Origin of the sequence: Bacillus sp. FSL P4-0334 (assembly GCF_038004825.1) — a bacterium.
GTDB classification, from domain to species: Bacteria; Bacillota; Bacilli; order Bacillales; family Bacillaceae; genus Bacillus; species Bacillus velezensis.
Genome location: NZ_JBBORX010000001.1, coordinates 4051014 through 4074840 on the forward strand (window position 1 = coordinate 4051014; position 23827 = coordinate 4074840).

Here is a 23827-nt window from a genome sequence, read left to right on the forward strand (position 1 = left end):
CACCTCTAAGGACAGTCTTCTGCTTTTATTATAAGGGTACGGGGGATTCATTCGCAATGAGACGCCCGAAAAAAGGCGGCATCACAAAAAGACCTTCTGAATGCTTGATTCAGAAGGTCTTTGACACATATGTCAGGCAAGCTCAATGGTCTCGCCGGCCGCCATGACTTTGCCGACGCCTCCGGGCAGACTTTCGGCGAAAGCGTCAGGGTCCTGTTCAATGACAGGAAATGTATTGTAATGAACGGGAACGACCTGTTTCGCTCTCAGCCATTCAGCCGCGAGTTTCGCATCTTCAGGGCCCATGGTGAAGTTATCACCGATCGGCAGAAACGCCAGGTCAATGTGATTCAGTTCCCCGATCAGTTTCATATCAGAGAACAGCGCCGTGTCCCCGGCGTGGAAAATCGTTTTGCCGTCAATCGTCAATAAAATCCCGGCCGGCATCCCCGTGTACGTAATGGTTTTGTTTTCTTCATCAGTGACCGCCGATCCGTGGAATGCCTGTGTCAGTTTCACTTTACCGAAATCAAATTGGCGCGCCCCTCCGATATGCATCGGGTGGACCTTTAAACCTTTAAAGCCGAGATAAACGGCCAGCTCATTCGGCGCAATAACGAGCGCATCGTTTTGTTTAGCGATCTGCTCTGTATCTCCGACATGGTCATTGTGTCCGTGAGTAAGCAGGATGACATCCGCTTTCACTTCTTCCGGTTTCAAATTTGTCAGACTGTTTCCGGTCAGAAACGGATCAAAAATAATGTTATGGGTTTTCGTTTCCACTTGAATGACAGAATGTCCGTGATAAGTCACTTTCATCGTTTTCACCTCATAAAAAATTAATATTTATCAAGTTCCCTTTTTGACAAACGAAAAAACTTACAGGGATTGATGCCTGTTAATCACATTCAGCCCGCCTGTTGCTTCAATGACCGTTCCGGTTACAAGATCGGAATCATCTTCACATAAAAAGGCGATGATTCTCGCAATGTCCTCTCCGGTTCCGGACCTGCCGATCGGCGTCTTTTCTTTGCCGATTTTCCGTCTTGCTTCCTCTATAGACGCTTCTTTCATATCTCCTACAATATCACCCGGGCAGACCATATTGGCCGTAATGCCTGATTCAGCTTCTTCAATCGCAATGGTTTTCGTTAACGAAGCCAACCCGACTTTAGCCGCTCCGAAAGCGGAACGGTGAAGCCAGCCGGGGGCATGGTCCGCTCCTTGAAAACCGTATGTAATAATCCGGCCGAACCGCTGCTGTCTCATGACCGGGATAACCGCTTTAAACAGATGGAAAACGGCGCTTAAATTCCCTTCAAGCATGTCATACCATTCGTCATCGGAGTAATCGGCAAGCTTTTTGCGCTCAAATATGTACGGCCCGGCATTGTTAATCAGTATGTCAATCCTTCCAAACCGCTGAAGGGCTGCATCGGCGATCCGCATGAGATCTTCTTTCCGGGTTACATCGCCCTTAACGAATTGCAATCTGTCATGGCACCCGGGATAATCCGCCTTCAGACAGGCGACCGCTTCTTCGTCTTGTCTGTAATTCACTGTGACAGAAAAGCCTTTTTCCAGAAGCATTTCAGTCACTTTTCGGCCCAATCCCTTTGTACCGGCAGTGATTAGAGCATGTCGCACATTGAATACCCTCCCCAGGCAACGTTGCCGCTTCAATAAAATCAAGACGTTTCTCCCTCTACTTTACTATAAACAAACGGCAATATCACTTTTTTGCACTTCGTCCGCACGAAAAAAAAGCCGTCTTTACAGACAGCTTAATTTTCTGAAGGAGCAGAGGCTTCCTCCATGCCGACATAACCGCTTTCGTATGCCTCTGAGATGAGCCTGGCCGTTTCTTCACTTTCTTTTTCATCATAGATGTAACGGTCTTGTTCTTTGCGCATTCCTTCTACCTCCCATCTTTATAGATGTAGGGTGTCTGATATGACGGGAAAATATGAAGGAAATTTCAGCAAATTAAATGCCGGCGCAGGCTTTTGCTTTTACGAGCGCCTGTTCTACCTGCTGAAAACCCGTTCCGCCGGCGCTCATTCTTTTTTCAACCGCATGATGCGGATCGAGCACGGTATAGATATCTTCTTCAAAGAGACTGCTGGCTTGAAGGAATTCTTCAAATGCCATATCACTTAAATAGATTCCTTTTTCAATGCAGCTGTACACAAGCTTGCCGACCACTTCATGCGCTTCTCTGAACGGCATGCCTTTTTTAGCTAAATAATCGGCAAGTTCCGTCGCGTTTGAAAAATCTTGTTTTGTCGCTTGTTTCATGATGTCTTTGTTTACTTTCATCGTTTCAATCATGCCCGTGAAAATCTGAAGGCTTCCTTCAATGGTTTTCACCGTGTCAAACATGCCTTCTTTATCTTCCTGCAGGTCTTTGTTGTAAGCGAGCGGGAGCCCTTTCATAATCGTGAAAAGCCCCATCATATCACCGTATACGCGTCCGGTTTTACCGCGGATCAGCTCCGCCATGTCGGGGTTTTTCTTCTGCGGCATCATGCTGCTTCCCGTCGCGTACGTATCATCCAGTTCAATGAATCTGAATTCCTGCGAGCACCATAGAATGATTTCTTCTGATAAACGTGAAAGGTGCATCATCAGCATGCTGCTGCCGCTTAAAAACTCGAGAATAAAATCTCTGTCACTGACTCCGTCAAGACTGTTCTCATAAATGGAGTCAAAACCGAGCAGCTCCGCCGAATAGTTACGGTCTATCGGAAACGTGGTTCCGGCAAGCGCCCCGCATCCGAGCGGCGATATGTTAATCCGCTTCATAGCGTCGCGAAAACGCTCTTTATCCCGTTCAAGCATCCAAAAATAAGCAAGCAGATGGTGGGCGAAAGAAATCGGCTGAGCCCGCTGCAAATGGGTGTACCCCGGCAGAATGGTCTCGACATTCGCCTCCGCTTTTTCGATCAGCGCTTTTTGGAACTGTTCAATCAGCACGATGATATGTGAGACATGATCTTTCAAATACAAATGCATGTCGGTCGCCACCTGGTCATTCCGGCTTCTGCCGGTATGGAGCTTGCCGCCTAGCGGTCCGATTTCTTCGATCAGCATTTTTTCAATATTCAAATGGATATCTTCATAATCAACAGAGAATTCAAGCGTTCCTTCCTCTGCTTTTTGCAGGAGGGTCTGCAGCCCCTGTCGGATGGCGCCTTCTTCTTCTTCCGTCAGAATGCCGCATTTTTTCAGCATTGCCGCATGAGCGAGAGACCCTGTAATATCCTCTTTGACTAAGTTTTGGTCGAACGTGATGGATGCGCCGAACTCATCGACCCACTTTTCCGGTGTTTTTTGAAAACGGCCTCCCCAAAGCTTCTTCATGCTTCAATCTGCTCCTTCTTTTTCACAATGCTGTTTACTTTTGTCGGCAGCCCCCAAAGCTCAATGAAACCGATTGCCGCGTGATGGTCAAAAGCATCGTCTTTTGTATATGTCGCAAGTTTTTCATCATAGAGTGAATATTCCGACTTACGTCCTTCTACAATGGCATGGCCTTTAAACAGCTTGACGCGTACGACGCCGGTGACGTGTTTTTGAGTTTCTTTCAGGAATGCAAGCAGCGCGTCTTTTAACGGCGAGAACCATAAACCGTTATAGATGATTTCAGACAGTTTTTGTTCAATTGCCGGTTTGAAATGGGCCACTTCTTTCACTAAAGTCAGATCCTCAAGCTCTTTGTGAGCCGTAATCAAAGTCATGGCGCCCGGGCACTCATAAACTTCACGGGACTTAATGCCGACCAGGCGGTTTTCCACATGGTCAATCCGGCCGATGCCGTGTTTTCCGGCAGTCTCGTTCAGCTTGAGAATTAAATCAGCGAGCGGATAGGTTACGCCGTCGATTGAAACCGGAACACCGGCTTCAAATGCGATTTCGATGATTTCCGGAACGTCCGGCGTGTTTTCAAGAGATGCTGTCAGGTCATATGCCCCTTCAGGCGGCGCCGCCCACGGGTCTTCTAATATACCGCATTCATTGGCGCGTCCCCATAGGTTCTGGTCGATGGAATACGGGCTGTCAAGATTGATCGGAATCGGTATGCCGCGGTTTGCAGCATATTCAATTTCTTCTTCACGCGACCATTGCCACTCACGGACCGGAGCAATGACCTCCAGATCAGGATTTAATGATTTAATGGATACTTCGAAACGCACCTGATCGTTGCCTTTTCCCGTGCAGCCGTGCGCTACGGCCACCGCGTTTTCCTTTTCCGCGACTTCAACGAGTTTTTTCGCGATTAACGGACGGGATAATGCAGATACGAGCGGATACTTGCCTTCATACATTGTATGGGCCTGCATAGAAATGAGCGCGTACTCCCGGGCGAATTCTTCTTTCGCATCAATCACATAGGAATTTACGGCGCCTACTTCCAGCGCTTTTTGCTGAACGAATGCCAAATCCTTTCCTTCACCTACGTCTAAGCAGCAGGCAACAACATCGTATCCCTGTTCTTGCAGCCATTTTATCGCTACAGAAGTATCAAGACCTCCTGAGTATGCCAATACAACCTTTTTTTGTTCTGCCATGTTAAAAGCTCCCTTTTGTATAAAAATTAGTTTTAATTAATAAAAATGCATTTTGTATGTATACACTGTAACAAGTAAATTCTGTTTTTTCAAGCCTTTTATAAAAAAAACCCCACCCAATTTTTTGAGCGGAGCAGAGCCTTTTTATACATTTATAAATCTTTTCGGATTTCCCGGAGCACATGAGGCAGTTCAGGAATAATCAGTTTACTCATTGCAAGCTTTACGGCGCCTGAGGAGCCGGGCGTGCAGAAGACTGCGGTATTTTGGATCACACCCGCTGCCGCTCTGGACAAAATGGCGGCGGAACCGATGTCCTCCGTATAGCTCAGCATGCGGAACAGCTCGCCGAATCCCGGAAGTTCTTTTGAAAACAGCGGCGTGACCGCTTCAATTGTGACATCCCTTTCGGCAATGCCCGTCCCTCCGTTTAACAGCACCGCATCTGTATATTCATCCATACAGCCGGATAAAACGGCTTTCTGCAATTCATCTTTTTCATCTTTAACAATGTCATAAGCGACCGTTTCAAATCCCGCTTCCCTGAGGAAGTCCATCATGACGCGCCCGCTTTTGTCGGTTTCTTTCGTTCTCGTGTCGCTGACTGTAATCACCTTGCAGCGCACGGCTGACGGGGCTTCTTGTTTATGTTCATGCACACTCATTGCTTCACCTCATCGTTTATGTATTAAACATATCGTAACGTTTGATCCTGGGGCATTCAATAAAAAAGCACACCCTAAAAGGATGTGCTTTTTTTGATCATTACTGTGCAAGGCGGACAACGTCGCGTGCGATCATGACCTCTTCGTCAGTCGGAATGATCATGACTTTGACAGGAGAGTGAGGGTAGCTGATAAACGCTTCCTCGCCGCGCACGTTGTTCAGCGCAGGATCCCAATATACACCCATGAATTCTAAGCCGCGAAGCACGCGTTCTCTGACTTCAACGCTGTTTTCACCGATACCCGCAGTGAAAATAATTGCGTCAACGCCGCTCATTCTCGCAGCGTAAGAACCGATGTATTTATGGATTCTGCTTGCAAACACTTCAAGAGCCGTTTCCGCTCTTTCGTTTCCTTCTTTTGAAGCTTCTACGATATCGCGAAGGTCGCTGGAGAAACCGGATACGCCAAGCAGTCCGCTCTTTTTATTTAACGTATTTAATACTTCATCTGCCGTCTGATCCGTTTTTTCCATAATGTACGGAATCAATGCAGGGTCGATGTTTCCTGAACGTGTTCCCATCGCAACACCCGCAAGCGGTGTGAAGCCCATTGACGTATCAATGGATTTTCCGCCTTCTACCGCCGCGATACTTGCGCCGTTACCGAGGTGGCAGGAAATCAGACGCAAATCTTCAAGCGGGCGGCCGAGAAGCTCAGCTGCGCGCTGTGTCACGTATTTATGAGATGTGCCGTGGAAACCGTATTTGCGAATGCCGTATTTCTCGTAGTATTCGTACGGTAGGCTGTACAGGTAAGATTGTTCAGGCATCGTTTGGTGGAACGCCGTATCAAACACTGCAACCGCAGGCACATTCGGAAGCACTTCTTTAAAGGCTTTAATGCCGACGATGTTAGCCGGGTTGTGAAGCGGCGCTAGTTCTGAAATCTCTTCAATCTCACGGATTGTTTCATCCGTAAGCAAAACAGAATCGCTGAATTTTTCTCCGCCGTGAACCACACGGTGGCCGATTCCGTCAATTTCATTTAAATCCTTTATAATACCGAATTCAGTCAGCTTGTGAAGCAGCATCTTCACCGCAACCGCATGATCCGGAATATCTGTCACTTCTGTATTTTTTTCGCCGTTAACAGAGATTGTGAAAACGCTGTCGGCGATACCGATCCGTTCTACTAAACCTTTTGTTAGCACCTTTTCTGAAGGCATTTCGAATAACTGAAATTTTAAAGATGAGCTTCCTGCGTTAATTGCAATAATTTTAGACATAAATGACGCTCCTATCAAAATTCTTCTTCGTTTGTTCGTTCTTTTTTCCCAGACCATAATTGCAGTCCAAAAAATATCTGACTTTTCCATTTAAACATTGTCAACTCAGCATTTCAAGTCAACATCCACATTGGTACCGCTTACAATATGAAGTCGATATTTTCTGATAAATTTCATTTGTGCCAAATGGACGGCACGGTCTTACGGAATGTTATTTTCTTTCCTTAATTTGTGTTATCGTCCTGATTTCCATTCATTTTAAAAAGCAAAAAGCAGCGCGGGATTTTGCATCTCACACTGCTTTTTCGCCATTATTTTTCTTTTTGAATCCATTGATCCAATTTTGCCATCATCTCCCGCATCGCCTGCTGGTTCGCAAAAGAAGGAAGATTCGCCAAAAGCGCTTGTTTCGGCGGCTTTGCGTCTTCGCCTTTTTTCTGCAAGATTAAAATGCTCTTTGCCTGCGCTTCGTCTTTAAACATAGTAGCCGGCAGCTGAAGAAGGGCGTTGATATACACTTTTTCCGCAAAAAACCGCTTCAGTTTATCGCTTTGCGCGCTGTCAAACAGATGGTTCGGAATCATAAAAAATAAGTATCCGCCCGGTTTTGTATGTTTGACGCTCTGCTCAATAAATAAGTGGTGAGCAAAAGAGTGGCCTTCATCCGCTTTCAGCTCAAACGCTTCAGCGCCTTCGTCATTCGGATAGTAGCCGACCGGCAAATCGCAGATGACCGCATCGGCCGGCTCGATAAATAACGGCTGAAGACTGTCCTGGCAGAACAGCTCCATTTCTTTTTCCTGCAGATTCGCCTGAGCATAAGCGATCTTCAGAAGGACATCGTCGATTTCAATGCCGAAGCTTTTTGCAGCTTTGTCAGAAAGCTGGTTTGCCGCGGTCAGCAGAAGATTTCCGGTGCCGCAGGCGGGGTCCAGCAATGTCAGGCCTTTTCGGCCGCCCGTAAATTTATTCACGAGGTAACTGATGAAAATGCCGATCGTATCAGGCGTCATCTGTCTGTTCGGATGGGACTTATCTTTCAGCCCTTTTAAAATGGCGAGCTGGAACGCCTTGCGGATCCATTCATGCTCCCATTTTCTGAAGTCTGCTTTCGCAAGCAGGCTGTTAAGCTCGCCGGTTTGCTTTTCCTGAAGCGGAAGCTGGTCGGCCTTTTCAAGAAAATACATTTCTCCCGCTTCCGCAAGCCCCTCAATATAAGAAATCTGAAGGCCTTCTGCTATCACTTGGGCGGCTTCATCTAAAAGTTCATAAATCTGACCGACATGGTCGTGTTGCATGCTGTTTCCTCCTTGCCATGAAAAGAGCTCCGCGGCAGCACCCGGAGCTCTTTTTCTCTCTTTACTTGATTAACGCTTTTGCAGCTTCGATAGGCTTTTCATAATTCGGGTGGTTTGTCGCTTCGCTTACGTATTCCGCGTAAACGACTTTTCCGTCCTGATCAAGGACAAATACGGAACGTGCCAAAAGACGAAGTTCTTTGATGTGAACACCGAATGCTTCACCAAATGACATCTCTTTATGATCCGATAATGTTTCAACTTTATCAATTCCGTTCGCTCCGCACCAGCGCGCTTGTGCAAACGGAAGGTCGGCGCTGATTGTATAAACGTTCACATCACCGAGTTTTGCGGCTTCTTCGTTGAAGCGGCGTGTCTGCGCGTCACATACGCCTGTGTCAATGGAAGGAATAACGGATATGATCGTTACTTTCCCTTTCATATCTGCTAATGTCTTCTCTTCTAATCCGTTTGTCAGAACCGTGAAGTCAGGAGCTGGGTCCCCCGGTTTCACTTCTTGTCCGATCAGCGTCACGGCTCCGCCTTTAAATGTAATTTCAGCCATTCTGATTCCTCCCTTTATCTATGTATAGCTCTATCATAGTCGAGTTTTATGCAAACTGCAAAGGTTATGCCGCATCGTAAAAAAAGCTAACTGCGGGCGGCAGTTAACTTTTCTGTTATAAATCGATATCCGTTCTTTTTTGGTTCCGGCCTTTTTCATTCTTTTTAAACATATGCTGGATGCGTTCAATCGTTTGAGGCGCGGAGTCTAACAGTTTATCAATCAGATGGGTGTTTTCGTCTAAATGAAGCATACGCACGCCGTTTGTTCCGACAATCAGAAACGCAATCGGCGTAATGGATACTCCGCCGCCGCTTCCGCCGCCGAACGGGAGCTTCTGCTCTTTTCTTTCATCATCATCGGTTCTTTTTTCAGCCGGCTTTCCTCCAAACTCGCTTCCGCCCGCCGCAAATCCGAAGCCGACCTTTGAAACCGTTAAGATTACGCTGCCGTCAGGCGTTTCAACAGGATCGCCGATGATTGTATTCACGTCAATCATTTCTTTTAAATTTTCCATAGCGGTTTTCATTAAACCTTGAATGGGATGGTCTGCCATATGCGCTCCTCCTTAAACTGATGAATCATTCTTTGAAGCAACCGGAACCGGCTGTTTCTTTCGTATGATAGAAAGTCCGTTCCGCCCGTATTTGAGCAATTTGAAAGCTGCACCTATAAGATGTCCAAAACGAAAAAAGAATATACACTGCAAATGCGTCTTGGATGCAGGCACTTGAAAAGACGGAATGACTTCGCACACCGGTTTATGTATGAAACGCAGATGATCATACAGCATCGCCGTAAGTCCTCCCTTTACGGCCCACAATCCGCCGGCGGCGATTCCCGTAACGGCGGCGTCCTTTATTCCGATAACCGTCACCCATTCGAACTTCGTAACACGGACTCCCGCAAGAAATGAAGCGGCGATTTGGCGCATCTGAAAGACTTGGTGCAGAATCATTTCTATTCTGTGAATGCTCTGTTTGACATCTTCATATGTGATTTTTTTCTTCTCTTTTTTCTGACCTTTCATTTCTGATTTTGTGTCCTGTTTGACATCAATTGACGCGTCTTCGCTGTTTACTTTTATGACGGGCAGCGTTTTTTTAATACGGATCAGCCCGTATAAGGCCGAGATTTTAAACGTCAGTTTGTCGTTATCTTTATCGTGAAGATATTCGAAAGTCAGGTGGATTTTCATCCTCATGAGCAGCCAGGCCAAAATGAGAATGAGAATAACAGCTGCTGCGGCATATCCCATAAGCTTCACTTCCTTAGCAGCATTATCGCCAAAACCAAAAAAAATAAACCCGGACGTTTATTCCGGGTTTACTGCTTTTATTTGCGGTACAGCGCTTCGTGAATCACCGTTGTGTCGGCGATCAGATCATGAATGCCCTGCTTTTTGGGCGTAAACGCAATGACGATATAGAGAATCCAGATTTTATCGATATAACGCCCCACCGCTTCTCTGAAAATGACGGTGCTCCAAGTCAGCGGCTTTCCGGGCGTCAAAGAAGTGACCTTTAACCCGAAGACCATCTTGCCGAGTGTCTGATGAAACCATTTCGTCATGAACACAAAATAGGCGAGGTAGACGATCAGGGTTGTGACGGAATAAGCTGAGATTGTAAACATTCCGCTTGTTGCCGGGAGCTTCATCAGCGTGAAAATCGGTGAAACGATGAGATGGTTAAGTCCCCAGACCACCAGCCAATCAAGAAGAAACGCCCAAAACCTGATCCAAAAGCCCGCATATGCCTGCTCGGGCGCCCTCTGTTGTTCGGCTTCCTCTTCTTTGCCGTGAAAGCCTTCGTAAGTCGCGTCCATTCTTTCTTCCCCCCTACTTTGCATAGAGATACATCATCCGCGGCGAACCGGATTGCGAAATGAGTTCTTTCATATTCAGAAAATCAATTTCGCTTTTAAACATTTTCGCTGCGCTCATGGAAAAGAGCGAGCCTAATCCGAATCCTTCCTCGTATGTGATGACTGAAGCGTTTTTCATATTTTTATGGTCCTTTTTCATCGCGCTGATCGTATCATCGTAAAAACCGAGCTCATCAACGAGGCCGATTTTTTTCGCTTGTCTGCCGTCGTAAACACGGCCGTCGGCAATTTTTTTCACATCCGCTTTTGACATGTGCCGGCCTTTTGAAATGACATTGACAAATCCTTCATAAGAATCGTTGACCATTGTCTGCATGATCTTTCTTTCTTCCTTCGTCATGTCGCGGGTCGGGGACATGATGTCTTTATGCGCGCCGCTTTTAATGGTTTCAAACTTGATGCCGAGTTCATCGGCGAGCTTGGAATAATTGACGCTTTCCATGATGACGCCCAGTGAACCCGTGAGCGTTTCCGGTGAAGCATAGATTTTATCGGCGGCCGTTGAAATATAATAGCCTCCCGATGCCGCCATGGAACCCATGGATACATAAATCGGTTTCTTCGTTTCTTTCTTTAGTTCTTCCAGTTTTTTATGTATTTCCGCGCTTTCGTATACGCCTCCGCCAGGTGAATTGATTTTCAGCACAATTCCTTTGACGCTTTTATCTTCTTTCGCACGCTCAACCTGTTTTAAAAATGATCTGTGATCATACCCGCCTGAGCTGAGCAGGCCAGCGGACCCGCCGTTATCCTCAATCGTGCCGTCCACTTCAAGCACGGCGATTTTACTGCCGGGGCTGCCCTTATCCAGCGTCACTTCCTCTGTGTCATCTGTCAGTGATGCAAAGTCAGACCCTGTATCTCCGATATTCTTCAGCACCCCGACGGTCACACTTGCAATGACTGATACGCCGAAAATGCCGAGCGCGATGACGAGCGCAATCCATCTTTTTGCATTCATTTGTTCTCCTCCTTTTCTGTCAATATTCGTACGTTCCCCCGTAAAAAAAGATTCATTTTTTTCATGAAGCGCTTTCCCTTAACGGATAAACAGGAAACATGTTACACTATTGCCACAGGTATTTTAACACAATACCTGCTGGGAGAAAAACGTAAATATGACAGCAAAGGGGAATGGGGATATGACCGATCTTCGCCGCAATGTTTATTTTTTTCACAAACAAAACAACGAAACAAAAGAACAAGTCAGCTCTTTGAAGCAGCTTGCTGAATCGCACGGTTTTACAGTTGCGGCTCAACCGGAGGATGCCGGAATTATCGCCAGCATCGGCAGCGACGGCTCATTTCTGCAAGCCGTCAGAAAAACCGGATTCCGTGATGACTGCCTGTATGTCGGCATCGCTAAAAAAGGGAAAGCCCATTTGTACTGTGATTTTCACAGCGATGATCCTGAAAAAATGGCGGCCAGCATGACCGCGGAACAGCTTGAGGTCAGAAAATACCCGCTCATTCACGTAACGGTGGACGGCAGCAATCATTTTCACTGTTTAAACGAGGTTTCCATCCGTTCAAGCATTATTAAAACGTTTGTGATGGATGTGTTAATTGATGATCTTCATTTTGAGACGTTCAGAGGAGACGGGATGATCATTTCCACCCCGACGGGCAGCACTGCCTACAATAAATCTGTTTCAGGCGCCGTTGTTGATCCTTTGATTTCCTGCATGCAGGTATCCGAACTGGCGTCGTTGAACAACAACACATACCGTACACTCGGATCTCCGTTTATTTTAAGCTCAGACCGGAAGCTGACACTGCAGGTGGTGCAAGGCGGCAATGAGCATCCGATTATCGGGCTTGATAATGAAGCGCTCAGCACGCGGAATGTCAAAAAGGTTGAGATTAGACTATCCGATAAAAAAATCAAAACGGTGAAACTGAAAGACAACTCTTTCTGGGAAAAAGTAAAACGATCATTTTTATCATAAAAAAAGAGGACGGGCATCACTGCCTGTCCTCTTTTTCATATACGATACGGCCGCCGACGACGGTTTTGACAGCTTCCAATTCATGAAGCTTTTTCGGGTCCGTCCTGAACGGATCACCGCTGAGTACGGTAAAGTCGGCATCATAGCCGGGGGCGATCCGTCCGCGGCTATGTTCTTTATGGATGATGGCCGCGCTTCCCTCCGTGTAAAGCTGAATGGCTTCGTACACGGTCAGACACTCTTTTTCATAATAGGCCGGACCTTCCGGGTGCTGCTTGCTCGTACGGAGCACAGCCGATTGAATACCCAGAAGCGGATCGGCCGGCTCAATCGGGGCATCTGAACCTCCGGCGCACAGCAGCCCTTTTGACAGCAGTGTTTTCCAGGCGAAAGCCGTTTTCATCCGCTCTTCTCCGAGCCTGTCAATCACCCACGGAAAATCACTGGCCACAAAATGCGGCTGAAGATCAAGTCCGATCGGCAGCCGGGCGGCTCTTTCAATCAATCCGTCATCTAATACTTGCGCATGAATGAGCCTGTCTAGCTGTCCGGGCTTTGCCGGGTATCTTTCGATAACATCCAGCACCTTTTCAAATGCAAGGTCGCCAATCGCGTGCACGGCGATCTCCATCCCTTTCTCTCTCGCTTTATAAACAAGAGCGGCAAGGGTTTCGTCATCATGCACCTGAACGCCGGAAACAGACGGATCATCATGGTAAGGCTTTTTCAATAGAGCGGTTCTGCCTCCGAGCGCACCGTCAGCAAAAATTTTCATCGCTCCGTATTCCAAATAAGGTCCGGTCGATTTATCCAGAGCGCTCCAGCTGTCGACGGCTTCGTGATGTACGAGCAGATGGGCGCGAAAAGGATAAAGGCCGCTGCCGGTTAATGACTCGTACGCGGCAACGGGAACGGACGCGTCTCCGTAGTATGCCAGATCTTCTGAATGCCCGCCGGTCAGGCCTTTTGACCAGCAGTCCGTAATCGCCGTTTGAAGCGCGCGTTTGACATAGTGAAGTGAGACGGGCGGCAGAGCCTGTGTCACAAGCTCTTGGGCTTTATCCAGCAGAAGGCCCGTCGGACCGGTTCCGTCCCGGACGATAATCCCGCCGTTTGGATCAGGTGTTTCGTTTGTAATTCCCGCCGCGCGCAATGCGGCCGAATTAACCGCGGCGGCGTGCCGGCATACCCGCTTCAGCAGGACGGGGCGGTCGGGAAAGAGCGGGTCAAGGTCATGCTTCGTGACGTAATCCGGCTGTTCAAACAGATTTTCATCCCAGCCTTCGCCGATCAGCCATTCGCCATCTTCCAATTCACGCTCTGCTTCTTTTGCGGCCCGCAGTATCGCTTCTTTTGACGTCAGCTGCGACAAATCGAGGCGAAGCTGTTTTTCCCCGTGTCCGATTAAATGCATATGACTGTCCGTAAACCCCGGGAACATGACAGCCCCATATAAATCGATTTCCTCCGTATCAGGCGAACCGTATGTTCCTTGGAGCTCCCGGAAGCTGCCCGTCTGCCTGACGACGCCTTCTTCGGTATAAATGGCTTCAGTGACATGATTCTTGTCCAGCATTGTATAGATGGTGCCGCCGTGCCAAATCGCTTTCATCCCCGCTCACCCTTTATCCTGTATTATGCTTTTTTATCAGCCTTCAGCCGTTCTTCACGCTGTCTCAGCTCCACACGTCTGATTTTTGCGGACGCCGTTTTCGGCAGGCTTTCGACAAACTCAATTTCTCTCGGATATTTGTAAGGCGCCGTAATCGTTTTTACGTGGTTTTGCAGTTCTTTGACAAGTTCATCACTGCGCTTTTCATCGTCTTGTAAAACGACATAGGCTTTTACGATTGAACCTCTGATTTCATCCGGGCTCGCCACGACGGCACATTCTTTCACTTCCGGATGCTTCACGAGCGCGTCCTCTACTTCAAAAGGCCCGATTGTATATCCGGAGCTGACGATGATGTCATCATTGCGGCTCTCAAACCAAAAGTAGCCGTCCTCGTCTTTTTTCGCGCGGTCTCCTGTAAGAAAGTAATCTCCGCGAATCTGCTTTTTCGTTCTTTCGGGATCTTTATAATATTCCTTGAATAAGGCCGGTGTGCTCAGATGCACGGCGATATCGCCCGTTTCGCCTGTTTCGCATATTTCGCCTTTATCGTTTATAATCTCCACTTGATTTCCAGGGGTCGGTTTGCCCATGCTTCCCGGCTTAATATCCATATCCTTCAGGACGCCGACTAACAGGGTGCTCTCCGTTTGGCCGTATCCGTCTCTCACTTTAATGCCGAAATGCTTCCGGAATACGTCAATGACTTCCCGGTTTAATGGCTCACCCGCAGAAACTGCGCTGTGAAGGGCAGAAAGATCATATTTGTCCAACTCCTCCACTTTTGCCATCAGGCGGTATTCCGTCGGGGTACAGCAGAAGACATTTACTTGATGGCGCTCCAGCAGCTCTAAATACGTCTTGGCGTTGAATCTGCCGTGATAAATGACTCCTGTCGCGCCGCTTCCCAGAATTGCGAGCAGCGGGCTCCACACCCATTTCTGCCAGCCGGGCGCCGCGGTGGCCCACACTGTATCGTCTTCAGAAATATCCAGCCATGCACCGGCTGATGTTTTTAAATGGGCAAAGGCCCAGCCGTGTGTATGTACAACGCCTTTAGGCTGGCCGGTCGTGCCTGAAGTATAGGACAAAAACGCCATGTCTTCTCTTGTTGTATCAGCTGTTTGAAAACTGTCTCCATCCGCTTCAATCGTTAGGAGGTTTTTCCAGCCGGCATCATTTTCACCGATTGACAATGTCACCAGCTGTTCGGTATTCACCTCGTCAAACGCGTTTATAAATGAAGGATAAACGATAGCGCCTTTCACTTCGGCGTGTTTGATCCGGTATTCAAGGTCTTTGGCGCGCAGCATTTCCGAGCAAGGAATGACGACCATCCCCGCTTTTAAGATCGCTAAATAAACGGCATACGCTTCAAGCACTCTCGGAACCATGACAATCAGCTTATCGCCTTTTTCAAATCCGAGACCTTTCAGGCGGGCTCCGATTTTATTCGTTTCTTCCATCAATTTTTCATACGTCCAGACTTTCTTGCCGCCTGTTTGATCTTCCCAAATAAGCGCGTTCTTCTCTTTGGAACGGCTGAACTTTTCGATTTCATTTACAAGGTTATAGTTCTTTGGGGCGATTAAATCTTCTCGTTTTAACACGAACAACTCCTCACTTTCTTTCCCCATTATACATAAACATAGGCCATTACAATAAAAATATGCATAAATTGCTTCCCGCCTTCTATCTATACTCATGAAAAAAGAGCGGGGAATTCCCCGCTCTCTTAGCCATTATGTGAAGTTGTGATTAAAACTGCTGCTGGCTGCTTCCGCCCATGCTTTGCTGAGCAAAAGAGACAAGACGTTTTGTGATTTCTCCACCGACAGAACCGTTGGCGCGAGAAGTTGTTTCCGGTCCAAGGTTTACACCGAATTCAGAAGCGATTTCATACTTCATTTGGTCGATAGCTTGAGCAGCGCCTGGCACTAAAAGCTGGTTGCTGTTTCCGCTGTTTGATTGTTGTGACATGTGTATCACCTCCTTGTGAGTATAGAATGTGATAAAACACATGTCTTCATTCAAAAAAACTTTGGTAATTGTATACAGTTTTAAAACAGGCCGGCAAACTTATCGTGAGCTTCCTGCTCTGAGTAAACAGTGATGGTTTCGATGCCGGCAGCGGCCTCTGCAATTAGCGGTTCAAAATCAACGAAGCTTTCGAAGTGCTCGATTTTTTCTTTTTTCGGACGTGTTTTCGGACTTGGCGGCGTAAAGATGGTGCAGCAGTCCTCAAACGGCTGAATGCTCGTTTCATAAGTGCCGATTTCTTTTGATTTTTCGATGATTTCTGTTTTGTCCATTCCGATTAAAGGGCGCAAAATCGGCGTTGCCGTCACCGCATTGATCGCATACATGCTTTCAAGCGTCTGGCTCGCTACCTGCCCGAGGCTTTCTCCCGTAATGATCGCGAGCGCTTTCCGTTCTTCTCTGATTCTGTCCGCGATTTGCAGCATAAGACGCCGCGTCGCCGTCATCGTATAGTTCTCCGGGATTTGTTTTTGGATGAGTTCCTGCGTCTTTGTAAACGGCACAATATGAAGTGTCATACTGCCGCCGAACTTCGCGAGGCATCCCGCGAGATCCATGACTTTCTGCTTTGCCCGTTCACTCGTATACGGCGGACTGAAGAAATGTACCGCTTCAACTGATAATCCCCGTTTCATCGCGTAAAAACCGGCGACCGGACTGTCAAAACCGCCGGAAAGCATCAGCATCGCTTTACCCGCGGAACCGACAGGAAGGCCTCCGGCGCCTTTTTCGTTACGAATGGTCAGGAATGTCGCTTCCTCCCTGATTTCAATCCGAAGCGGAATATCGGGATGTCTCACATCGACGGTTAATCCATCCGTGTTTTTCAAAATATGGCCGCCGATTTCAGCGTTCATCGCATTCGTATCTAATTCAAACTGTTTGTAAGCCCGTTTGGTCTCGACCTTAAACGTATTCCCCGGTTTATATTCGCCTTCTATCGCGGCTAAAGCCGTTTTTTTAATGTCTTCCAGCTTGCTTTCGCATTTAATTGCGAGACTAAAGCTTTGAATGCCGAATATATTCTTTAATAAGGAACAAATTTCCTCCGGGTTTTCTCCATTAAGAGTAATCGACATCCGGTCCCGGTTTGAAAAGTATTTTACTTTTTTATAATCCTTTAATACCAGGCGGATATTCTGTTTTAATCTTTCAATAAAACTGCGTCTGTTTTTTCCTTTTGTGGATATTTCACCAAAACGGATTAAAATATGATCGTAATTCATATGCTACCTCATCATTTTTTTTAGTTTTTGAACAGCCGGCGCCAGCGCGGCCATAAACGGCTCCGTGATGTCAGCCGTATGGCTGAAGTTCAGGCTGACTCTTATGCTGCTTGATGCAATCTGTTCGCCTTTATTCATTTGCAGAAGAACACGGCTCGGTTTGTGCTCTCTTGCCGAACATGCCGCGGTTGTGGAGACATATATTCCTTTTTCCTCAAGCATGTGCAGCAGCACTTCCGCCTTCACGCCCGGAACGGAAAAATTAATGATATGCGGCGCGCTGCTTTCAGCGGGGGTGTTGATGACGACCCCGTCCGTCCCGCTCAGCCTTTCCATGAGCGCATTCTTGGCAGCCTCCACGGAAGAAAGCTGCTCGTTCATGTCACGCGCGGAAAGATTGATCGCTTTCGCAAGGGAAACGGCGCCTGCCGTGTGTTCCGTTCCGGCGCGGACGCCTTTTTGCTGCGAGCCGCCTGTTATAAGCGGAATGAGCCGCGTTCCTTTTTTGACGATAAGCGCTCCGGTCCCTTTTAAGCCGTGAAACTTATGCCCTGAAACGGTGCAAAGGTCAATGCCCGCTTCTTCTATAGACAGGGGAACTTTATGAATGCCCTGCACATGATCAACATGAAACAGAATATTCCGGTGCTGCTTTAAAAACCCGCCGATTTCCTTTACGGGCTGAATGGAGCCGACTTCGTTATTGACATGCATGACGCTGACGATTATCGTATCCGGCCTGATAGCCGATTTGACGTCTTTCAAAGAAACGAAGCCGTTTTGATCGGCCGGAAGATATGTGACTTCAAAGCCGAACAGCTCTGTCAGCTGATCAAGCGTCTCCGTCACAGAAGGATGCTCAATCGCCGAAGCAATGATATGTCTTCCTTTACTCATGTTTGCCCAGGCTGCTCCCTTTAACGCAGCGTTATTCGCTTCAGTCGCGCCTGATGTAAATACAATATCATAATTTTTTAAACGCAAGGTTTTTTTTATTTGCTGAGCGGCCGCTTCAAGGAGCTGTTCCGTCTCAGTTCCTAACTGGTGCAGAGACGAAGGATTGCCGAAATAACGGCTGCTCGTCTGTTTATACACTTCCAAAACCTCTTCATACGGCTCGGTCGTTGAGCTGTTGTCTAAATATATCATTTTTTTTACTCCTTTAATGAAAACGGTACATCGTATGATATTTATGCTACCATAACAAAAGTAAATATAAATTCGCAATAAATCGAGTATTGACTTCTCTGTACATTGCCATATAATAAGTAATGTTCGTTTTGTTATATTATCTGACAATTAATTGACAGAATATTTCAACATAGTATTTAGGAGGATTTTTATGAAACACTCACTACCTGTCAAAGATACCGTTATTATCGGTTTCATGCTTTTCGCACTTTTTTTCGGGGCAGGAAATATGATATATCCGCCGGAGCTCGGGCAAGCGGCGGGGCATAATGTCTGGAAAGCGATGGGCGGTTTCTTACTGACCGGCGTTGGTCTGCCGCTTTTGGGTATTATCGCCATCGCATTAACGGGCAAAGACGCGAAAGGGCTTGCCGATAAAGCTCATCCGGTATTCGGGACTATTTTCACCGTTGTGCTTTATTTATCAATCGGGCCGCTTTTCGCGATTCCGAGAACCGGAACCGTTTCATATGAAATCGGTGCAGTTCCGTTTTTAAGCGGCATTCCGGAAAGATTATCTTTATTTGTTTTCACGTTGATCTTTTTTTCTATTACGTATTATTTAGCTCTTAACCCGTCCAAAATCGTGGACAGAGTCGGAAAGATTTTGACTCCTATTAAATTCGGTATTATTTTAATCATCGTCGTAAAAGCCATTGTCACTCCGATGGGCGGGCTGGGCGCCGTACATCAGGCATATTCCGGAACGCCGGTGTTCAAAGGATTTTTGGAAGGCTATAAAACAATGGATGCGCTCGCCTCAATCGTCTTCGGCGTCGTTGTCGTCAACGCTGTTAAAAGCAGGGGCGTCACCCAGCGTAAAGCGCTCGCCGCCGCTTGTATTAAAGCGGGTCTGATTGCAGCGGCAGGTTTGACATTCATTTATTTATCTTTGGCCTATTTGGGAGCGACAAGCACGGACGCTGTGGGGCCGCTCGGCGAAGGCGCAAAGATTTTATCAGCTTCATCTGATTACCTGTTCGGTTCACTGGGAAACATCGTTCTCGGCGCCGCCATCACCGTTGCGTGTTTAACGACAAGCATCGGGCTTGTCACATCTTGCGGCGAATATTTTTCAAAATTGATTCCAGCTTTATCATACAAAATGGTGGTTACGATTGTCACGCTGTTCAGTCTGGCGATTTCAAATTTCGGACTTGCTGAGATTATTGCATTTTCAGTTCCTATTTTATCAGCCATTTACCCGCTGGCGATTGTCATTATCGTCCTTTCCTTTATTGATAAAATCTTTAAGGAAAGACGCGAAGTCTATATCGCCTGCCTGATCGGAACGGGGCTGTTCAGTATCCTGGACGGTTTGAAGGCAGCCGGCATTCCGCTCGGATCATTAGATTCATTCTTAAACGCAAATCTTCCGCTTTACAGCATGGGAATCGGCTGGGTGCTTCCGGGCATTGCCGGAGCGATCATCGGCTGCATTATCACGTTTTTTACCAGCCCGCCCATCGAATTAAATAAAGCAAAATCGTAACATTCAGCGCCTGCGGTTTGATGTATATCAGCCGCAGGCGCTTTTTATATTCCGTGAGAAACTAAAAAACTGCACCTCTGATTTCCATCAGGGTGCAGTTTTGCTTATGCGTCTATGAAGCAGATTGATCAGCTTTAATTTTTTTCACGGCGCCGGGAGCTGCTTTTTCAACAGCATCTGCCGCCATCTCATAAGCTTCATTATAGCGGTAAGCATAAAACAGCCGTTCCGCTTCTTTCAGCTGTTCGGATAAAATATGATTCTGGCTTCGGAAGCGGTTGCCGTACTGGATGATCCGCTCAATCAGCTTCACCTGAATCACAAGATCTTCCGCCTCTTCACTGACTTCCTCAACCACCTTTTCGGCTTCAGCCAGATGTTTGGCGGCTTCCTCCATGTTCAGCGGCAGCTCTTCCAATTGGCTGACGGTTTCTTCTATATGATGATTTGCCGTCTCGAGCTTGTCCTTGACTTGTTCAGGAATTCCCGGCACGTTGCTTTTTTGCAGCATTCGGGCCGTGTCAGAAATGGTTTTCCGAAGATGCATCAGCGTTTCCCGCGCCTGCAGTTCTTCTTTTCTGAGCGCCTGCAGATTTTCACGGTATTCGGCATGTTCTTTCTGAGCCTCTTCCATCTGCTTTTCGATGGCCTCGACTTCTTCAATCAGCAGCGAGTAAGCTACATGCTCGCCGTCAAGCTTTTCTCTCGCCTGCTCAAGGAGCCGGCCGATCGTTTCCAGCTGTTTTTCGAAGGCATGCTGTCTGCCGATTTCTCCCGCCGTCAGCTGATAGCTTTCCTTGACGAGCTCCGTTTCGGTTTTTGTGCGGTCTTTTTCTTCCTCAAGCTTCTCATACGCGATGATCAGCTCAGGCATTTTGCTTAATACGGACTGTCCGGCTTCCACTTCGCCTTCCAGCTGTTCATACATCGATTGAATGGTTTCATCAATCAGCTGAAGGATGGCGGACGCTTCGTCGACATCCAATTCTTCTAAAAGCGCGTTTTCGGCCCGTTTCAATTGATTTGTGAGGGTCTCCAGCTCTTTTTCGATTTGAATATGCTCCAATTTGTAGCCTTTTTCCGTCATTTCCCGGTAGCCGTCTTTCAGCTTGGCAATTTGGTTCGGCACGGTCTGTTTACAGTCCGCAAGCAGTTTCGGAACGTCATCTATGTATGTCTGAAGCTGATCCAGTCTGCGGTCCTGTTCAAGCAGCACTTTTCTCGCTTTGATGTAATTGCCGCTTTCCGTCTCTTCTTCGAACTCTTTTATGCCGCTCCAGATTTCGTCGAGATCCGTCTCCAGGCTGTTATAAAGCTCTCCGTAGAGATGGCTGTACGCCAGAAGGTTTTTCCGCGCTTTTGAATACCGCTCACGCACCTGTTCAATCTCTCCGCGGCTTTTTTCCTCGCTCGTCACAAGGTCGCTGATCTCACGCAGTATGCCTTCTATATTTGATTCGGCTGCAGTGAGGAGGTCGTCGATGTGGACAAGCACCTGATTCGCTTTTTTAAATCGGTATTTGTCGGCGTTCTCTTCGGCATCATAAAGGAGCTCTTCTACTTTCGGCAGATGGGCTGTGACAATTTCATCCCACTCCTCGCGCCATCTTTCAAAGAACTCTTCCGTCTCTCCGGTCATTTTCAGATGTTTGATCTTGGACATTTCTTCCACTATCGAACGGTTTAAAATTTCAATCTTCCATGATTCCAGCCGGTCAATTTCCGTATAAATTTTTTTCCTGAAAAAGTAGCCCGCCGCAAAGAGCGCGAGCAGTATAACCAATAATCCGATGACTAACTCCATAATGAGCCCCCTTGTTGTTCTCTTAATCTGTCAGGGTGTTTTATGTATTCAGAAAGATTTCAATATATGTATTGAGAAAATCTGTCGTTTTCATTGTTATTATGATACCATGTAACCAACATTTTTTGACCAGAAATCAAAAACTTTTTGCATAATTTCGGCAGGATTCTGCAATTTTTTAATGGAGTGACACAAATGGAAAAACGAGACGCTCATATCCACACCCCTTTTTGCCCTCACGGCTCGAAGGATGCGCTGAAACAATATGTCGAAAAGGCCCTGGAAAGAGGCTTTGACTCGATCACATTTACAGAGCACGCCCCCCTTCCTCCGTCATTTCAAGATCCCGTACCGCTTCAGGACAGCGCGATGGATCTCAGACAGATGGAGGTTTATTTGGAGCGGCTGTCACAGCTGAAAAAGGAATACGATGGACAAATCAGCATTCTGACTGGGCTAGAAACCGATTTTATCATAGGGTATGAAGAGGAAACCGCGGCGTTTCTGAACACGTACGGCCCCTCACTGGATGACGGCATTTTATCCGTTCATTTTTTGAAAACCGGTCCGTCTTATATATGCCTCGATTTTGACGAGCACGCCTTTCAGCAGCTTGCCGACCGCTTCGGAAGCGTTGAAGCCGTATATGAACAATACTATGAAACCGTGTATTCTTCCATTGTAACACCGCTCGGCCCCTTTAAGCCAAAACGGGTCGGCCATATCACGCTCGTCAAAAAATTCGCGCGCCTTTTCCCTTATAGCATGTCACCTCAAATAAGAGAGCTTGCGGCCCGCTGTCTTGACGCCGTGAAAGAACACGGAATGGAGCTGGATGTGAATACATCCGGGCTCAGAAAGAAGTTTGCCGGGGAAGTATACATGGAGGATTGGATGGCTGAGACGGCGAAGCAAAAAAAAATCCCGCTCATATTCGGGTCGGACGCCCATCAAGCGGAAGATGTCGGCAGTTCCTACGAAACGTACAAAAACATCATTACTTCATAAGCGCTGCATCAGGCCGTCGGAACACGCTTTCGATCCAGATCTTCACCTCTTCAAAATACCTTTTATAAAAGTACGGCTCATGAGGCTGCATATAGAGCACCTCCGTAATATATTGAGGCTGGAGATACGGCATCATCAAGAGGGATTTCAATTGCAGAATAAAATGCGGCACGGGCAGCGTCAGCCGTCTATGGCGTGACTGCCCTTCTTCAATCACCAGCTGGAAAATATATTTTTCTTTCATTAAGTAAGTAGACATAATTTCCCTGATAAGCACGGAATCAATCGTCACTTCCCGGTATACAAACCGCGTTAATTGACGGTTATCGTGCTGATAGGATAAAATATCGAAAATCACCCGCAGGATGCGTTCCTGCGCGTCTTCACCGTTCATACTGACGGCGGCTTTTTCCAGCGCTTCAGTATAGCCTTCGTAAAACTCGGAAACTAAATGTTCCATTAATCCGCCTTTCCCTTTAAAATAGTAGGAGATGTGCGCAACATTTACATCAGCTGACTTTGCGATTTCACGGACGGACGTGCCGGAATAACCTTTTTGGTTAAACAGCTGGACAGCGGCGTTAATAATTTTGTCTTTGGTGCTTACTTTCATACGGCTCACCCCTTTATGTGTAACAATTCAAGCAGAAAGGCGCCGTTCCTGTAAGAACTTCTCGACAAATGCCGGCAGAACGGCCGGAACTTTGTTTGATATTATAGAAAAAGTGAGGGTTTTCCATGTTTCATGTCGAAAAACAATCCGGAGATAAAGAAAAAAGTTATCAGCTTCTGCTTAAACAGCTCGAAGCCATGACAGAAGATGAAACGGATGCGATCGCAAATTACGCGAATGCGTCAGCGCTTTTATACCATTCATTACATGAAGTCAACTGGGCGGGGTTTTACTTCGCTAAAGAGGGCGAGCTCGTGCTCGGACCGTTTCAAGGACTTCCTGCCTGTGTGCGCATTCCGTTCGGCAGAGGCGTATGCGGCACTGCCTACTCTAATGGCGACGTGCAGCGGATTGCCGATGTGAATGCGTTCCCGGGACATATCGCCTGTGACGCGGCTTCCCAGTCAGAAATCGTTCTTCCGATCCGCGTAAACGGTGAAGTGATCGGTGTGCTGGACATTGACAGCCCCGTGAAAAACCGTTTTGATGAAACGGACGAAACCTATTTAGCAAAGTTTGTTGAAACGCTTGAAAAACGATTAGGATAAAAAAAGGAGC

24 protein-coding genes are annotated in these 23827 nt (G+C 47.1%); 4 read left to right on the forward strand and 20 right to left on the reverse strand.

Annotated features, from left to right (window positions below; all coding sequences use genetic code 11):
• Positions 1–132: 132 nt before the first annotated feature.
• The 13 genes from NSQ37_RS20360 to sppA form a co-directional block, all read right to left on the reverse strand.
• Complete coding sequence (locus NSQ37_RS20360; protein WP_007613083.1) at positions 133–819, reverse strand: metal-dependent hydrolase; 687 nt, start codon at positions 817–819, stop codon at positions 133–135.
• Between the two features lie 60 nt (positions 820–879).
• The gene (locus tag NSQ37_RS20365; RefSeq protein WP_012118176.1) at positions 880–1647 is read right to left on the reverse strand and encodes an SDR family oxidoreductase; all 768 of its coding nucleotides are present in this window, start codon (positions 1645–1647) and stop codon (positions 880–882) included.
• A 137-nt stretch (positions 1648–1784) separates the two neighbouring features.
• Entirely contained in the window at positions 1785–1913 is a 129-nt protein-coding gene (locus NSQ37_RS20370; protein WP_007408056.1) for a hypothetical protein, read from the reverse strand.
• Between the two features lie 73 nt (positions 1914–1986).
• Positions 1987–3363: an argininosuccinate lyase gene (gene argH, locus NSQ37_RS20375; protein WP_053103929.1), complete on the reverse strand. Its 1377-nt coding sequence runs from the start codon at positions 3361–3363 to the stop codon at positions 1987–1989.
• Positions 3360–4571 carry an argininosuccinate synthase gene (locus NSQ37_RS20380; protein ID WP_042635418.1) on the reverse strand — a complete coding sequence of 404 codons (1212 nt, stop codon included), beginning with the start codon at positions 4569–4571 and terminating at the stop codon, positions 3360–3362. The genes argH and NSQ37_RS20380 overlap by 4 nt, the downstream gene beginning before the upstream one ends.
• A 152-nt stretch (positions 4572–4723) precedes the next feature.
• The gene (locus tag NSQ37_RS20385; protein WP_007408054.1) at positions 4724–5236 is read right to left on the reverse strand and encodes a MogA/MoaB family molybdenum cofactor biosynthesis protein; all 513 of its coding nucleotides are present in this window, start codon (positions 5234–5236) and stop codon (positions 4724–4726) included.
• Positions 5237–5336: 100 nt separating this feature from the next.
• Complete coding sequence (locus tag NSQ37_RS20390; RefSeq protein ID WP_007408053.1) at positions 5337–6524, reverse strand: acetate kinase; 1188 nt, start codon at positions 6522–6524, stop codon at positions 5337–5339.
• Positions 6525–6835: 311 nt separating this feature from the next.
• Positions 6836–7822, reverse strand: coding sequence for a class I SAM-dependent methyltransferase (locus tag NSQ37_RS20395; protein WP_015240376.1), 987 nt, complete (start codon positions 7820–7822; stop codon positions 6836–6838).
• A gap of 61 nt (positions 7823–7883) precedes the next feature.
• Positions 7884–8387, reverse strand: coding sequence for a thiol peroxidase (gene tpx, locus NSQ37_RS20400; protein WP_253612804.1), 504 nt, complete (start codon positions 8385–8387; stop codon positions 7884–7886).
• 115 nt (positions 8388–8502) lie between these two features.
• The gene (gene ytfJ, locus NSQ37_RS20405) at positions 8503–8943 is read right to left on the reverse strand and encodes a GerW family sporulation protein (protein ID WP_003152423.1); all 441 of its coding nucleotides are present in this window, start codon (positions 8941–8943) and stop codon (positions 8503–8505) included.
• A gap of 12 nt (positions 8944–8955) precedes the next feature.
• Positions 8956–9645 carry a DUF2953 domain-containing protein gene (locus tag NSQ37_RS20410; protein WP_007408049.1) on the reverse strand — a complete coding sequence of 230 codons (690 nt, stop codon included), beginning with the start codon at positions 9643–9645 and terminating at the stop codon, positions 8956–8958.
• Between the two features lie 77 nt (positions 9646–9722).
• Complete coding sequence (locus NSQ37_RS20415; RefSeq protein WP_007408048.1) at positions 9723–10214, reverse strand: RDD family protein; 492 nt, start codon at positions 10212–10214, stop codon at positions 9723–9725.
• Positions 10215–10227: 13 nt separating this feature from the next.
• Positions 10228–11235: a signal peptide peptidase SppA gene (sppA, locus tag NSQ37_RS20420; protein ID WP_003152419.1), complete on the reverse strand. Its 1008-nt coding sequence runs from the start codon at positions 11233–11235 to the stop codon at positions 10228–10230.
• 181 nt (positions 11236–11416) lie between these two features.
• On the opposite strand from sppA, the gene NSQ37_RS20425 reads away from it, so the two are divergent.
• Entirely contained in the window at positions 11417–12223 is an 807-nt protein-coding gene (locus NSQ37_RS20425; protein WP_007408046.1) for an NAD kinase, read from the forward strand.
• A gap of 16 nt (positions 12224–12239) precedes the next feature.
• Here NSQ37_RS20425 and NSQ37_RS20430 read toward each other — a convergent pair whose 3' ends face one another.
• The 5 genes from NSQ37_RS20430 to NSQ37_RS20450 all read right to left on the reverse strand — a co-directional run bounded on the left by NSQ37_RS20430 (position 12240) and on the right by NSQ37_RS20450 (position 18250).
• Positions 12240–13835 carry an amidohydrolase gene (locus NSQ37_RS20430; protein ID WP_020956200.1) on the reverse strand — a complete coding sequence of 532 codons (1596 nt, stop codon included), beginning with the start codon at positions 13833–13835 and terminating at the stop codon, positions 12240–12242.
• 23 nt (positions 13836–13858) lie between these two features.
• Complete coding sequence (gene mbcS, locus NSQ37_RS20435; RefSeq protein WP_032866515.1) at positions 13859–15445, reverse strand: acyl-CoA synthetase MbcS; 1587 nt, start codon at positions 15443–15445, stop codon at positions 13859–13861.
• 148 nt (positions 15446–15593) lie between these two features.
• Entirely contained in the window at positions 15594–15815 is a 222-nt protein-coding gene (locus NSQ37_RS20440; protein ID WP_007408043.1) for an alpha/beta-type small acid-soluble spore protein, read from the reverse strand.
• Positions 15816–15895: 80 nt separating this feature from the next.
• Complete coding sequence (gene thiI / locus NSQ37_RS20445; RefSeq protein ID WP_085342254.1) at positions 15896–17101, reverse strand: tRNA uracil 4-sulfurtransferase ThiI; 1206 nt, start codon at positions 17099–17101, stop codon at positions 15896–15898.
• 3 nt (positions 17102–17104) lie between these two features.
• Entirely contained in the window at positions 17105–18250 is a 1146-nt protein-coding gene (locus NSQ37_RS20450) for a cysteine desulfurase family protein (protein ID WP_085342255.1), read from the reverse strand.
• A 193-nt stretch (positions 18251–18443) separates the two neighbouring features.
• Between NSQ37_RS20450 and brnQ the strand changes: the two genes are divergently transcribed.
• A complete protein-coding gene (gene brnQ, locus NSQ37_RS20455; RefSeq protein ID WP_015240382.1) occupies positions 18444–19784 on the forward strand; it encodes a branched-chain amino acid transport system II carrier protein in 1341 nt (446 codons plus the stop codon).
• A gap of 112 nt (positions 19785–19896) precedes the next feature.
• Here the strand turns inward: brnQ and ezrA are convergent, their stop codons facing one another.
• On the reverse strand, positions 19897–21588 hold the full coding sequence (ezrA, locus tag NSQ37_RS20460; protein ID WP_007408039.1) for a septation ring formation regulator EzrA: 1692 nt from the start codon (positions 21586–21588) through the stop codon (positions 19897–19899).
• A 195-nt stretch (positions 21589–21783) separates the two neighbouring features.
• On the opposite strand from ezrA, the gene hisJ reads away from it, so the two are divergent.
• Entirely contained in the window at positions 21784–22596 is an 813-nt protein-coding gene (gene hisJ, locus NSQ37_RS20465) for a histidinol-phosphatase HisJ (protein ID WP_099567011.1), read from the forward strand.
• Here the strand turns inward: hisJ and refZ are convergent.
• The gene (refZ, locus tag NSQ37_RS20470; RefSeq protein ID WP_007408038.1) at positions 22586–23209 is read right to left on the reverse strand and encodes a forespore capture DNA-binding protein RefZ; all 624 of its coding nucleotides are present in this window, start codon (positions 23207–23209) and stop codon (positions 22586–22588) included. The genes hisJ and refZ overlap by 11 nt on opposite strands.
• A gap of 125 nt (positions 23210–23334) precedes the next feature.
• Here refZ and NSQ37_RS20475 point away from each other — a divergent pair, with 125 nt between their 5' ends.
• On the forward strand, positions 23335–23817 hold the full coding sequence (locus NSQ37_RS20475; RefSeq protein ID WP_007408037.1) for a GAF domain-containing protein: 483 nt from the start codon (positions 23335–23337) through the stop codon (positions 23815–23817).
• Positions 23818–23827: the final 10 nt, after the last annotated feature.